The sequence below is a fragment of the Geomonas sp. genome (assembly GCF_035254065.1).
Lineage (GTDB): Bacteria > Desulfobacterota > Desulfuromonadia > Geobacterales > Geobacteraceae > Geomonas.
The window spans coordinates 1-14088 of sequence record NZ_DATFBA010000324.1 but is presented as its reverse complement, the minus strand read 5'-3'; the positions used below and the strand labels follow the sequence as shown (position 1 = coordinate 14088).

At 63.6% G+C, this 14088-nt stretch carries 10 protein-coding genes; 6 read left to right on the top strand and 4 right to left on the bottom strand.

What is annotated here, in order from left to right; genetic code table 11:
* Positions 1–2564 (bottom strand): efflux RND transporter permease subunit (locus VJ604_RS14995; protein WP_324083875.1); only part of this gene is annotated, 2564 nt, incomplete at its 3' end.
* A gap of 4 nt (positions 2565–2568) precedes the next feature.
* Complete coding sequence (locus VJ604_RS14990; protein WP_324083873.1) at positions 2569–3978, bottom strand: efflux RND transporter periplasmic adaptor subunit; 1410 nt, start codon at positions 3976–3978, stop codon at positions 2569–2571.
* 470 nt (positions 3979–4448) lie between these two features.
* Between VJ604_RS14990 and VJ604_RS14985 the strand changes: the two genes are divergently transcribed.
* The 4 genes from VJ604_RS14985 (at position 4449) to VJ604_RS14970 (ending at position 8044) form a co-directional block, all read left to right on the top strand.
* On the top strand, positions 4449–5831 hold the full coding sequence (locus tag VJ604_RS14985; protein ID WP_324083870.1) for an MATE family efflux transporter: 1383 nt from the start codon (positions 4449–4451) through the stop codon (positions 5829–5831).
* Between the two features lie 176 nt (positions 5832–6007).
* Positions 6008–7264, top strand: a complete 1257-nt coding sequence (locus tag VJ604_RS14980) for a bifunctional alpha/beta hydrolase/OsmC family protein (RefSeq protein WP_324083868.1) — start codon at positions 6008–6010, stop codon at positions 7262–7264.
* A 182-nt stretch (positions 7265–7446) separates the two neighbouring features.
* Entirely contained in the window at positions 7447–7602 is a 156-nt protein-coding gene (locus VJ604_RS14975; protein WP_324083866.1) for a hypothetical protein, read from the top strand.
* Positions 7603–7894: 292 nt separating this feature from the next.
* The gene (locus VJ604_RS14970) at positions 7895–8044 is read left to right on the top strand and encodes a hypothetical protein (RefSeq protein WP_324083864.1); all 150 of its coding nucleotides are present in this window, start codon (positions 7895–7897) and stop codon (positions 8042–8044) included.
* 308 nt (positions 8045–8352) lie between these two features.
* Here VJ604_RS14970 and scpB read toward each other — a convergent pair whose 3' ends face one another.
* Both scpB and VJ604_RS14960 read right to left on the bottom strand, forming a co-directional pair.
* Positions 8353–9132, bottom strand: coding sequence for a methylmalonyl-CoA decarboxylase (gene scpB / locus VJ604_RS14965; protein WP_324083862.1), 780 nt, complete (start codon positions 9130–9132; stop codon positions 8353–8355).
* Positions 9133–9231: 99 nt separating this feature from the next.
* Positions 9232–12621 (bottom strand): alpha-amylase family glycosyl hydrolase, encoded by a 3390-nt coding sequence (locus VJ604_RS14960; protein WP_324083860.1) that lies wholly within the window; start codon positions 12619–12621, stop codon positions 9232–9234.
* 163 nt (positions 12622–12784) lie between these two features.
* Here VJ604_RS14960 and mltG point away from each other — a divergent pair, with 163 nt between their 5' ends.
* Together mltG and VJ604_RS14950 are read left to right on the top strand one after the other, a co-directional pair.
* Positions 12785–13906: an endolytic transglycosylase MltG gene (gene mltG, locus VJ604_RS14955; protein ID WP_324083858.1), complete on the top strand. Its 1122-nt coding sequence runs from the start codon at positions 12785–12787 to the stop codon at positions 13904–13906.
* The coding region (locus VJ604_RS14950) for a response regulator (RefSeq protein ID WP_324083856.1) at positions 13903–14088 on the top strand (186 nt) is incomplete at its 3' end. The genes mltG and VJ604_RS14950, both read left to right, overlap by 4 nt.

Sequence of the window (14088 nt, the reverse complement as noted above, 5' to 3'; positions counted from 1 at the left end):
AACCCCATATCGCCGGGCATGGTCTGCCGGAAGACCTCCTCCAGAGCCTGCATGGCTTGGGCGGAGCTGTAGCCGGGGGTGGCGGTGACGTTGATCTGGGCCGAGCGGTGCAGGTTGTAGCGCATGGTGAACTCAGGGCCGGCCCGTTTTTCCACTTTGGTCACCGCGGCCAAGGGCACCGAGTCGCCGTTGGAGTTACGCACGTAGAACTGCCCGAGTTGCCGCACGTCGGTCCGGTAATCTCCCTCGGCTTCCACGTAGACCTGCCATTGCCTGCCGAAGCGGTTGAAGTAGTTGACGAACTGCCCCCCCATGAAGGCCTGCAGCGTCCCGTAAACCTGGCCGAGGTCCACCCCCTGGCTCAAAACCTTGTCGCGGTCCACGTCCACGAAGTATTGCGGGACACCGGGGAGCAGCGTGGTCGTCACCCGGGCCAGTTCCGGCCGTTTCCTTGCCGCAGCCACGAACTTGTCGGTGTTTTGCGCCAGGAAGGCGATATCCTTGCCGGCCCTGTCCTCCAAGATGAAGGTGACACCCCCCGCGGTCCCCACCCCCTGGATGGCCGGCGGCGAAAAGGCGAAGGCGTTCCCTTCGGGGAGCCGCCCGAGCTCCTGGTTCAGGCGTGCGATGATGCCGGCGGCCCCCTCTCCGGCACCCTTTCGTTCGTCCCAGTCCTTCAGCCTGATGAAGAAGAAACCGGAATAGGTGTTGCGGACGTAGCTCAAAAGGTTGAAGCCGACCACCGTCGTGCACTTCTCGACCCCCGGGGTATTGAGGATGATCTGCTCGACCTTTCGCCCTGCCTCCGAGGTTCGTTGCAGCGAGGCGGCGCTGGGGAGCTGGATCACCGCGTACACGTACCCCTGGTCTTCCTCGGGAAGGAAACCGCCCGGGATCCGTTTGTTCAGAAGCCAGATGCCGACGCCGGCCAGGGCGATGAAGATGAAGCCGATGGTCGCCCTGCGGATGGCCAGGTCGGCCAGGGAGACGTAGGTCTCGGTGCCGCGCTGGAAGTAGTGGTTGAAGCGGCCGTAGAACCAGCCCAAGGGGCCGCGCGTCTCCCGTTTCGGCTTGAGCAGCAGCGCGCAGAGGGCCGGGGAGAGGGTGAGCGCGTTGAAGGCGGAGAGCAGCACCGAGATGGCGATGGTGACGGCGAACTGGGTGTAGAGTCGTCCGGTGATGCCGGGGATGAAGACGGTGGGGAGGAAGACCGCCGCCAGCACCAGGGCGATGGCCGCCACCGGTCCGGCCACCTCTTCCATCGCTTTCAGGGAGGCGTCCCTGGGTGCCATCCCCTCCTCGATATGGCGCTCCACCGCCTCGACCACCACGATGGCGTCGTCCACCACCAGCCCGATGGCGACCACCATGCCCATCAGGGCGATGGGGTTGATGGAGAAGCCCAGCGCCGGGAAGAAGGCGAAGGTGCCGATCAGCGAGACCGGCACGGCGATGATCGGGATCAGGGTGGCCCGCCACCCCTGCAGGAAGACGAAGACCACGATGATCACCAGGATTACCGCGATCACCAGGGTCACCACGATCTCATGCAGGCCGGCGGTCACCGAGCGGGTGGTGTCGAGGGCGATGCCGTAATCAAGGTCGGCCGGGAAGGAGGCTTTCATCTTCGCCAGCACCTTCTCGGCCCCCCGCACCGCCTCCAGCGCGTTGGTCCCAGGGAGCTGGTAGAGTGCCAGGATGCCGGCCGGCTTGCCGTTGAAGCGCCCGACGATGTTGTAGTCCTGGGCCCCCAGTTCCAGGCGGGCCACGTCTTTCAGGCGGACCAGCGACCCGCCCGGAGCCCCGCGCAAGACGATCTGGCCGAACTCGTCCGGGGTGATCAGCCTTCCCTGGGCGCGCACCGAATAGGTGAACTCCTGGCCCGCCGGGCTCGGCTCACCCCCCACCTGGCCGGCCGGGTTCACCGTGTTCTGCTTGGCAACCGCGTCGACGATCTCGGGGATGGTGATGTTCAGCTTGGCCAGCACGTCCGGACGGACCCAGCAGCGCATGGCGTACTGCCCCGCGCCGAAGACCGTGACCGAGGCGACGCCCGGCACCCGGGTCAGCTGGTCCACGATGTTGATGTAGGCGTAGTTGGCGAGGAAGGTGGCGTCGTAGGTCCCCCTGGGGGAGAAGAGGGCGATCAGGGCGAGCGGCGCGGAGAGGGCCTTCTGCACGGTGACCCCCTGGTTCCGGACGTCCAGCGGCAGCTGCCGCTCCGCCTGCGCCTCGCGCAGCTGTGCGAGCACCTGGTCCGTATTCGGGTCGGTCTTGACGTCGAAGTTCACCGTCATCCGCATCAACCCGTTATTGGGGTTGAGCGAATACATGTAGTTCATGTTGTCGACGCCGCTCATCTGCTGTTCGAGGGGGGTGGCGACCGACTGTTCGATGGTCAGCGCGTCCGCGCCCACATAGGTGGTCTGGATGAGCACCTCGGGAGGGACGATGTTGGGGTACTGGGCGACCGGCAGCCCGGCCATGGCGACCAGCCCGACGATGACGGTGATGATGGCGATGACGATGGCGACGATGGGGCGCCTGATGAAGAAGCGGTACATGTGGTTACCTCCCGACCCCAGCCGGGCCGGAGCCGGGGGCGTTTCCTCCAGGCCCGCTGCCGGCCTGGGCATTGCCGCCCGCTACGTTGCCACCCTGCACGTTTCCACCCGGAGCGTTGCCCACCGATGAGCTGCTACTCGATCCGGTACCCGTTCCGCCACCTGTTCCGGCACCTGATCCGGCACCTGATCCGGCACCCGTTCCGCCACTCGCTGCGCCACCACCCTGCGGGTTGATTGCGGTCGCGGTAGCCACAAAAGGTTTCGGCTGTACCACTATCCCCGGCTTCACCTTCTGGAGCCCTTCGGCTACCACGCTCTCACCCGGCCTCAGCCCCTCCTCGATCACCCACAGCGAATCCACCCGATCACCCGGTTTGACCGGCCGCATCTCCACCTTGTTGTCGGGACCCACCACCGCCACCTGGTAGCTTCCCTGCAGCTCGTTCACCGCGCGCTGCGGCACCAGCAGGGCTCTCGGCCTGGTCCCGATGTACACCTTGACCCTCACGAACTGTCCGGGACGCAGCAGTTTGGTCGGGTTGGGGAAGATGGCGGCCACCCGGAAGGTGCCGGTCCGCACGTCCACCTGCCGGTCGATGGCGTAAAACCTCCCCAGCTGTGGGTAGCGCGTGCCGTCCCCGAGGATCAGTTCCACCCTGAGCTTCTTGGCCGCCTCCAGCCCTGCCGATTCGGAGGAGAACTGGCGCATGAAGTTGATGTAGGCCTGCTCGTTGATGGTGTAGTAGATCTTGATGGGGTCGATAGTGGAGACGGTGGTCAGTTCGCCCCCCTGCACCGCGGGGCCGACCAGGTCGCCGACCTGTGCCTTGGCGAGGCCGGCCATGCCCGAGATGAGCGAGCTGATCTTGGTGAAGCCGAGGTCAAGTTTCGCCTTCTCCACCTGCGCCCTGGCGGCCAGCACCTGGGCTGCCGCGGAACGCTCCGATGCGATGGCGTCGTCGAGGTCCTTCTTGGAAAGGGCGTTCTCGGCGGCCAGCGGCTGGACCCGTCCCAGGTTGAGTTGGGCGTTCTCGTGGACCGCCTCCATCTGGGCGAGGATGCTTCTGGCCTGATCGAGGGTGGCCCTGAATGGACGCGGGTCGATCTCGAAGAGGACCTGCCCCTTATCGACCATGTCCCCCTCGTGGTAGTCCTGCCTCACCAGGTAGCCGGTGACCTGCGCCCGGATGGTGGCGTTCACCAATCCGTCCGCGCTGCCTACCCATTCGTGGATAACGGGAATGTCCCTCTGGAGGACCTGGACGACCTCAACCTCGGGCGGGCGGGCGGCTGCGGGGGCGGGCTTCTGGTGACAGGCGGACAGGGCGAGAGGGGCGCTAAAGGCAACGATGCGGAGGGCGCTGCGTATGATGACAGGAAATCGGGAATCTGAGAGCCCGGTGAATTTCATGCCTCCTACTCCATCTCCAACTCCTACGGCCATTTTCTGCCTATTGCAGGCAATCTTCAACACTTCATGAGACAGCGATGTGGCGGCTGCCGTTCATGCTGAGCTTGTCGACCGTTCGTGCCGAGCTTGTCGAAGCACCCATTCTCCGACTCTCATCAGCCACCCCCTTCGACGGCTCAGGGCAGGCTTCGACAGGCTCAGGGCGAACGGTGTTAAGAGCTTGACCATGTTGCCCTACATTGCGCGAGATTGCGGCCTTCCGCAACCACCATCCCTGTGCCGGCTTCCCTCACCCGGCCTTCGGCCACCCTCTCCCGGAGGGCGAGGGGTATGGTCGGGCGAAGGGTATGGTTGGTCGAGGAGCTCGGAGACGGGCGGGTGGATGCCGGCTGGTTTTGTCTTGACAGTTCCTCTTCCCCGGTGGAAGAATCGAACGTTACTCCAATGTCAGGACGGTGCCTTTCTCACCCATGAACCTTTCGCATGTTCCACGCCTGCTGAAACTGGCAGGCCCCATGATACTTTCCACCTCCGCCATCACCCTGATGCAGATCATCGACGCCATCGTGCTGTCGCAGCATTCGAGCGAGGCGGTGGCCGCCATCGGACCGGCCGGGATGGCAGTGATCCTGTTCCAGGGCTTCCTGTTCGGGACCGCCGGCTACGCGGGCACCTTCGTCGCCCACAGCCACGGGCGCGGCGATGCGCGGGGCGTCTGCTCCTCCGCTTGGCTCGGCATTCACTGCTCGCTCGCCTCAGGTGTACTGGCGCTGGCCACTGCCTGGCCGCTCGCCCAGCTTTTCCATCTCGCCGGCCACGAGCCGTTGGTCGCCGCCAACGAGACCAGTTACTTCTTCATCTGCATGGCCGGCTCCTTCTTCCCGGTTCTGGGCTCGGCACTGGGAGGATGGCTCTCCGGCATCGGCAGACCCGCCCAGGTCACCGGTGTCACCTTCCTTTCCTTCGCAGTGAACGCGGTGCTTGCGTGGGGATTGGTGCTGGGGGAATGGGGAATGCCGCGGTTGGGGATCGCGGGGGCGGCGCTGGCGACGGTCGCGGCGCAAGCGGTGGCTGCCTTGCTCTACGTCGTTCTCTTCCTCAAAGCAGGCGGTTATGCCGACCGGGTCGCCAGACGACTCGACTGGACGGAGATGCGTCGCTTCCTCTCGCTGGCCACCCCGATGGGGCTCCGCATCAGCGGTGAACTGGCGGCCTGGACACTGTTCCTCGTGGTGGTCGGGCGCCTGGGGACAGTGGAACTCGCCGCCTGCAGCATCGCCTTCCGGATCAACGGGATGGCCTTCTTCCCTGCATTGGGACTTGGCCAAGCCGCCGGCGTCCTGGTTGGGCACGCTCGCGGCGCCGGCCGGGATGACGACATCCCGGCCATCACCGCACAGTCTCTGGTGGTCTGCGAGCTATGGATGCTGGCCATGGCGGTTCTTTTCGCCATCGCTTCCGCGCCGCTTATGGCCGTCTTCGCAGGCAGCGGGGCGGATGCCGCACGTATCGTGGAGACCGGATCGCTCGTGATGAAGTTCGTCGCCTTCTACTGCCTCTTCGATGCGGTGAACGTCATGCTCGGCTGCGTGCTCGCCTCCGCGGGGGACACCCAGTGGATCGCCCGCACCTTCTTCGTCTGCTCGGCGGTGTTTCTCTGCCTGTTATGGCTGATCGACCGTATAGCGCCGAGCCTGGTTGCCGAATGGACCCTCGCCACCGGCTTCGTCTTCGCCACCGCTCTCATCTGGTCACTCCGTTTCCGCGCCGGGGAGTGGAGGAAGATTGAGGTCATAGCGGATGCCGAGGCGCCGGTCCCTGCTCACATCGCTTCCGGAGAGGCGACTACCTGAATTCCCTTTCCATTTTCTCCAGTTCTCCACTGTAAACGCCCTCTGCGCATTCACACTGTAGCGGCCCTCTTCAACTACCATAATCAAGCACCCCTGAGTTGTCTCACCGTCGATGACAATGGGGTAAACTGTTATAAACAGTATCTTTGAGCTTGATACAGTCGGAGGTTCGCTCTATGAGCACCACGAGAATCACCTTTCCCAACGCACGCGGCGAAATGCTCGCCGCCCGGCTGGAACTCCCCGATCACGACACCCCGCTCGCCTTCGCGCTTTTCGCCCACTGTTTCACCTGCTCGAAGGACTTCAAGGCTCCGGTGCACATCAGCCGGGCGCTCAGTGGCAGGCGCATCGCCACCCTGCGCTTCGACTTCACGGGGCTTGGCGAGAGCCAGGGGGATTTCCCCTCCACCTCCTTCTCCACCAACGTGAGCGACCTGGTGGCAGCAGCCCGGTATCTTGAGAAGGAGCACCAGGCACCCAGCCTGCTGGTCGGACATTCGCTGGGGGGAGCGGCCGTTTTGGCGGCTGCTGCCCAGATCCCTACCACCAAGGCTGTGGCAACCATCGCGGCTCCCTTCCGCCCTTCCCATATCCAGGAGTACTTGGGGGATGCTCTAAGGGAGATCGAGCGAAACGGTGAGGGACAAGTGACTATCGGCGACCGCTCCTTCCTGGTCCGGAAGACACTGCTGGACGACCTGGATGCCCAGGAACCGGCTGAGATCCTGGGCGGACTCAAGGCGGCGCTCCTGGTCCTTCATTCGCCAGCCGACGTCATCGTAGCCATCGGCAACGCCGCTGATATCTACCGGAGTGCCCCTCATCCCAAGAGCTTCATCTCGCTGGACTCGGCCGACCATCTCCTTTCCGACAACCGCGACTCCCGCTATGCAGGCGAGGTCATCGCCGCCTGGGCGAACCGCTACCTCGCCCCCGCCGAGGAGGCGCCGGAACCGGAGGAGGTCGCGGACAAGGGGATATCCGCGCGCACTGCCATAGCGGCATTTCGCACCGACCTCTCGGTAAAGGGGTTCCGTCTGCTGGCGGATGAACCGATAGGATACGGCGGCGGCAGCGAAGGGCCATCCCCCTACGATTACCTGCTGGCAGCCCTGGGCGCCTGCACCTCCATGACGATAACCATGTACGCCCGCCAGAAGGGATGGCCGCTGGAGGAGGCACTGGTGCATCTATCCCACCGCAAGGTGCATGCGCAGGACTGCGTCGACTGCGCTGAGAAGAATTCCAAAATCGATCTGATCGAGCGGGGGGTTGAGCTGAAGGGAGAACTGGACGAGGCCCAGCGGCAGCGGCTGTTAGAGATCGCCGAGCGCTGTCCGGTCCACCGCACCCTGAGCGAGGGTGTCGTCCGTATCGAGACCACGCTGCGACCGGAAGAAGGTTACGGGAAAAATGAAGGGGTCATGTGATGAAGCGTGAGAAAGCCCTTTTCTTTGAACCTTTTTGACCTGCTAGAGGACACAACGATACACCAAAGTGTCCGCCGGTTGAGAGGTGGCTTCCTGAATCATCGTAACTTCAAAAGGTTAGCTGCTGGCATCAATCATGCTGAGAGTGGGTGACGGCATTATTGACAACAGGAGGTAACGCGATGAACAATTTCCGTGTGATTCATCCCGACCGTATCATTTTTGAAGAACTGCTGGCCTTTGATTTCTCCGGCAATAAACCGGCGCTTCCCCCCTTGACCACCGAAGAGGTGGCAGCGCTCGTCTACGTGGAGGAAGAGGACGAGGACTCCTTCTGACACCAGCAGCGGCTGGCCTTCCGTCAGCGGATGATTCGGGCCAGCTGCCTCACTAGATCCCCCATTCTCCCCAGCAGAGGCGTCCCCATAGAGGACGCCTCTGCCGCTTCCCCCTGGAAAGTCCGTCTGCTTGTTAGCTTATTGCACATGAATGTGACATAACGATACGGCTTCTTGTTCCAAAGTGGCGCGTTTCCTCCTGGAGTATGCGGGAATGCAGCCACTTTCAGTGCTGGCACCGAATATGCTGAGTAAACAGTGTCGGCATTTTTGGAAACAGGAGGTGACCACAATGGACTTTCATGTTTTTCATCTGGCACATGCCCAAGTAGAGGAATGGATCCCTCACGAATTCTGGGGCAACAAACCCGCACTGCCGCCTCTGACGACCGAGACGGTGGAATCGGTCGTCTACGAGATGGACGAAGAACAGCAGCAATAGAGAAATTTTCGATACCCTGATCCTGCATTTCCCAGCCGGCTTCCTCCGGTGGCGCTGTCTTGGCAGGCAGCGCCCTCCTTCACACGTATCTCCTGATCGTTTCCTTGGGATGTGTCTTTAGTCTTTCGTGCTTCACTGAACAGGTCAGACGAAGAGAAGGCCGGTCCCCTCAGGGGCCGGCCTTCCGTGCCTTAAGCTCTTGCGATGTCGGTTTCCATACGGGAGCAGAGGTGGCCATTGCTGCCTCAGTTCCCCCTCCCTACCCCTTCCCCTTCGGGAGAGGGGATCTGGGAATGGTTCTTCTCGCTTTACTCCCCGCTGAAGACCGGAGTCCTCTTCTCCAGGAACGCCTGGATTCCCTCCGCGTAGTCCTTCGAATCGTAGACGGTCCGCCTGAGCCCCTGCACGCGCTCGAAGGTGACCGGGCTCATGGGGTGGGCGCTCGCCAGGAGCCTGATCTGCTCCTTGATCACACCGATGCTCAAGGGCGAGTTGCGGGTGATCTTGCTGGCCAGGGTGTAGGTGAACTCTTCCAACTGTTCCACGTCCACCAGGTGGTTCAAGAGCCCGCAATGGTAGGCCCGCTCCGCGGAGAGCGGCTCGGCGGTGAAGAACATCTCCTTGGCCACGTTCACCCCCATGATGTTCATGAAGTGCAGGATACCGGAGACGTTGTAGGGGACGCCGATCTTCGCCGGCGTCATGCAGAAGGCGCTCGACTGGCAGCCGATCTGGATGTCGCAGGAAAGCGCCAGGTCGCAGGCCCCCCCCCAGACGCTCCCCTCGATCATGGCGATGACGGGGATGGGGAGGCTCTGGATCGAACGCAGGATGGTCACCAGGGGGTCGTTGTAGCTCAGCGGATCGCGCCCCGGCATGGGCAGTTCGTGGACGTCGTGCCCCGCCGACCAGACCTTGGACCCTTTCAGCGCACGGATGATCAGCACCCGCATCTTCCCCTTCTGCAGCGCGCCGATCGCTTGCAGCATCTCGCTGACCAGTTCGCTGGAGAGGATGTTGCGGTGCTCGGGGTTGTTGAAGGTGATGGTTCCTATGTTGTCCTGCAGCTGAGTATTGATGATTGCCATGGTTTCCCCCTTTTCAGGATTAGGGCCGCCGACCGGAACAAAAAGAGGCCGTCACCTCTGGGGCGACGACCTCTAATTGTACCATCTAAGCCAGCTACGTCAGAGAGGCTTGCCGTTTTCCAAAAGGGCCAGCAAGCGGTCCAGCCGGTAGCCCGAGGCGCCTCCTGCCTCGCAGAGCAGGGCGCAGACCGCCGCGTCCGGCTCCTCCTGCGGAGCGGCGCCGTAGGGGTAGAGCCGGGCGAACCAGTCGAGGATCAGCTCGAAGCGCTCCTTGTTGAACCATTCCACCCCGTCGCTTTCGTGCAGGCACATGAGGGCGCCGGCCAGCGGGTCCTCGAACAGCAGGCGACAGGTCTCGGCGGCCTGCTGGTCACGGCAGTCATCGAGGAAGGTCTCGTGCTTGATGAGCACCATCAGCAGGTTGGCCCACTCACGGGGCGACAGTGGGGCTTCCTGTTCTTCCGAAGCGGGGAGCTCGGAGAAGGTCTGCTCCACCGGGCGCAGCAGGCCGTAGTAGTCCACCGCCTCCGCCGAGCTGATCTCGGTGAGGGCGCCGATCCGGTGCAGGGCCAGGAAGGTGCAGAGCAGCAGCCACTCCTGGGGGTGGTCGGCAGGGGTGACCGGGGAATGCTTGATGGCGAGCGTCATCTCGTTACCGAAGGAGGCAAGCTGCGCGCGGAGTTCCTTCTCCTTGGCCTGCGGTGCCAGCGCCTTGTAGAAGGAGGCGAGCAGCGGTTCCAGGGGCGCCAGGAGTGAAGCGGCGTCTGCCCCCGGCTCGCCGGTGCCGGCCGCCACCTTGGCGAGCAGGCTGCGAAGCGCCTCGTTGGCGGCGCCCCAGCGTACCTGCTTGACCTCTTCTTCGATGCTCTCCACCCCCGCCCCGTTCAGGCGGTAGCAGAGGGTACCCCAGGTGCCGAACTCGTCGTCGCGGATCTCCTTGAAGTCCAGGAAGGCGTGGTACTCGTAGCCGCTCATCTCCACGTAGAGCCCCTGCTCCCAGAGGTCGCGGCCGCTTCTCAGGTAGCTCAAACCGTTCCCGTAATCCTTGAAGCTGTAGTAGTGCCGCCCGTCGCCGTTGAAATCGAGCGCCTCCCCCAGGCTTCGCTGCACGAGGCTCCCCTTGCCGGCCACGTCCTTTCTCAATGTGGCGCAGGAGTAGCGGATCCAGCCGGCGGTGTCGCCGTAGCGGTTGTTGTAGATGATCAGGCCGCGGTCGTTGCCGGCGCGGTTGGAGTAGGCGAAGACGTTCTCATCCACCTGGTCGCCGCTGAAGAAGTCGTAGAGCACGAACTGGTCGGCCCCCGAGAAGATGTGGCGCCGGCGCATGAGCGGGAAGATGTGGGTCTCGTGGTGGTGGACGAAGCCGTAATCGATCGGCTCGTCCCAGTAGGCGCGCTTGTACTCCATGCCGTACTTCTCGTGGAACCCCTCGATCTGGCCGTGCCCGATCATGGGGAGGCCGGGCATGGTGACCAGCAGCACGGTGGCGCCGAAGTACTTCCCTTCCTTGCCGAACTGCTCCACCGCGGTCCGCTCGTCCGGGTTGTTCATGAAGTTCACGAAGCGCTTGAGGATCTCCGGCTCGAATTCCAGCACGTTCTTCAGGGTCTGCCGGTACTTGGCGTTTTCCTCCATCTTCACCATGTTCATGAAGGCGCTGTTGTAGACCCGGTGCATGCCGAGCGTCCTGACGAAGTACCCCTCCATCAGCCAGAAGGCCTCGGCCAAGAGCAGGGTGTCGGGCGCCTCCGCCGCCACCCGGTCCACCACCTCCCGCCAGAACTCGGTGGGGAAGGCGGCGTCGAAGGATGGCTGCTCCATGCCGTGCTCGGCGCGGGAGGGGACGCCGGAGCCATGCCCCGGCAGCGGGAACCAGAGCCTCTGGTAGTGCTTCTTGGCAAGCGTCATGGCGGCGTCGAAGCGGATGATGGGGGTCTGCCTCGCTACGTGCAGGATGGTCTGGATCACCGCCTCGCGCACCGCGGGGAGCAGGTAGTTGAGCTGCGCGGTGTCGTTCCAGGGGGTGGAGGTGCCGTCGTTACCGTGGTAGATGTAGCGGGCCCGGCCGCTGCCGCGGTCGAGGTGCTTGAAGACCACCGCCGCGTCCCGCTTGTCCCAATAGCCGTCCTCGATGAAGAGCCCGACCCTGCCGTCGGGGGAGAGGTCCGGTCCGTTGAACTGGTAGTCGGGGTAGGGGGGGTAGTCGACCTGGATGAACCAGTCGGGGTGCTCCAGGGTCCACTTGGAGTAGAGCCCGGTGTGGTTGGGGACCATGTCGGAGGCGAGCCGGATGCCGCGGGCGGCGCAGCGCTTCTTCAGGTTCTCCAGTGCCCAGTCGCCCCCCAGGTCCTGCGCGATCACGTAGTCGTAGAGCGAGTAGGCGCTTGAGATGGCGTCGGTGTTGCCGCTGATGTGCTTGATCTGTTGCGACGAGGGGGAGCGCTCCCAGATGCCGATCAGCCAGAGCGCCGTGAAGCCCCAGCGGGAGAGCTTGTCCAGCTCGGCGTCCGGGATCTGGTCCAGGGTGCGCACCTCCAGGTTGTACTGCTTGGAGAGCTGCCCCAGCCAGACGTAGACCATCTTGGCGATCATCACCACGTTGGGCATCCAGTCGGCGTCCGGCGAGAAGCGCTCGTACTCGGGGTATTCTCCCCCCTTGCCGTAGCGGCCGAATTTCAGCACCTGGCTGTTCACGTCTTCGACGCGCCCCTGGAAGAAGGATCTTCCTTCCTGGGAGACGATGTCCAGCGCGGTGACCAGGTCGGCCAACAGCTCCGAGGGGAGGAAGGCTGCCCAGTGCTCGCGGATGTAGGCGATCTGGCCGGTGAGCGAGTCGGGGGAGGCCTTCATCGGCGCCCGCAACAGTTCGGAGAGCGGCACCCCGACCGGTTGGAAGGGGGGCGCCGTCGCCAGGCGGCGGTCCAGTTCACCGGTCGCCGCCGGGTAGGGGGAGGCCTCTTTGAGCTGCGCGTCGTCGAACAGCTGGCGGAACTCGTTCAGGGCGCGGTTCTCGCCGGCCAAAAGCAGCAAAAGAAGCTCAGCTGCCAGCGAGGAGCGCCGGTTCAGCTGGGGGTCGTCGGCGGAGAGGTGGGAGTCCGGTGTCTCCTGGCCGAGCACCATCTTTTTGGAGGGGAAGAGTTCCATGAAGCGGGCGAGTTCCTCCGCCGCCAGCCCCGAGAAGGAAGGATAGCCCGCCTGCTCCATCAGCCTGACCAGCACCTGCGGCTGCTGGGCGGTGCAGTACTGGCCGATCACGTAGCGGAAGACGCGGTTCAGGATGCCGTACAGGTGCAGGAGTCCCGGCTGCAGGCGGGGCTCGGCGGGGGCGAGCTGGCGGTTGACGCGGGCGGCGATGCGGCGGGAGTAGATGATCCCCGGCACGCTCCCCAGTTCCTCCAGCATCCCTCTCAGGTCGATGCGGCGCCCTATCTCCGCGGAAATCTGTATGTGAAACGGAAAGTAGTCGGAGTTGGTGAATCTCTTTTTCATAAGCACCTCGTTCCGGTTTTGCTGAAGGTAGCCCGGGGGTAGTAGTCCTGCCGGCCGAAAGGCACAGGGGGATATAATACACTAAAACGACTCACTGTCTTTAAAAAAAAATTATTAAGATTTGACATTGGCTGGAAGGCCCTGTTCCGACAACCATTTCCCCTTGACACAGTTCACGATTTACCCTAAATCTAGCTTAGCTCTGCAAAAGCTATCGTTTTCACACAAGGTCATCGCCATTATAGCTTCAAAAATAGCACATTATCTCCGCAAGCACCGGACGGTCCTCCTGCCGGCGCTTTTTATCCTGATACTGATTCCGGCCGGCCACTTCTACCTCTTCCTGCACGGTGCCACCGGCAACGGCTCCCGCGTCGAGCTGGTCGAGCTGGGAAAAGGGCGCAGCCTGCGCACCCTGGCCGCCTCCCTGGAGTCGCGCCGCATCATCTCCAGCGCCAGGTTGTTCACCCTCTACGCCCGCATCAGGGGCGCCGACTCGCGGGTGAAGGCAGGGGTCTATCAGTTCAGCGACGGCATGCGCCCGGGCCAGATCCTGGACAAGATGATCGCCGGCGATGTCTACCAGCGGCTCTTCGCGCTTCCCGAGGGGTACTCCACCTACCAGGCGGCCGAGATTCTGGAGAAGAAGGGGATCTTCAAGAAGGAAGAGTTCCTGGGCGCCTGCTCCGATGCCAACCTCTTGGCCGAGCTGAAGATCAACGCCAAGAGCGCCGAAGGCTATCTCTGTCCCGGCAGCTACAACATCCTCCCGGGCAAGACCCCGCAGGACGTGGTGCGCGAGATGGCGCTCAGGCAGCGGGAGATCCTGGAGTCGAGGCTGAAACCTCAGAGCGGAAAGGGGCTCACCGCCAGGGAGATCCTCACGCTGGCCTCCATGGTGGAGAAGGAGGCGGTGCTCCCTGCCGAGAAGCCGCTGATCGCCGCCGTCTTCCAGAACCGGCTGGGCAAGAGGATGAGGCTGCAGAGCGATCCCACCGCGCTGTATGGAGTGCGGGCCTTCACGGGTGGCAAGGTCACCCACGAAGACATCTCCCGCCAGACCCCTTACAATACCTACCTGATCGCCGGGCTTCCCCCCGGGCCGATCGGTAATCCCGGTGCCGACTCGATCGACGCCGTCCTCAACCACCCCGCCGTCCCCTACCTCTACTTCGTGGCCAGGGGAGACGGCAGCCACCAGTTCAGCTCCGACCTGGTCGCCCACAACCAGGCCGTGCAGAAATACCTGAAGAACCCGGGTGCGTCCCCGGGAGAGGGACGATGACCACCCGGATAGTGCTGGCAGAAGACAATGAGCGCTTGGCCGCCATGCTGCAGGGCTTCCTGCAGTCCCTGGGGCACCGGGTGACCTGGGCTCCGGATGGCCTCACGGCGCTCGCCCTGCTCCAGGACGGCGGGGTGGATCTCCTGATCCTCGACCTCAAGCTGCCGGGGATGAACGGGGTC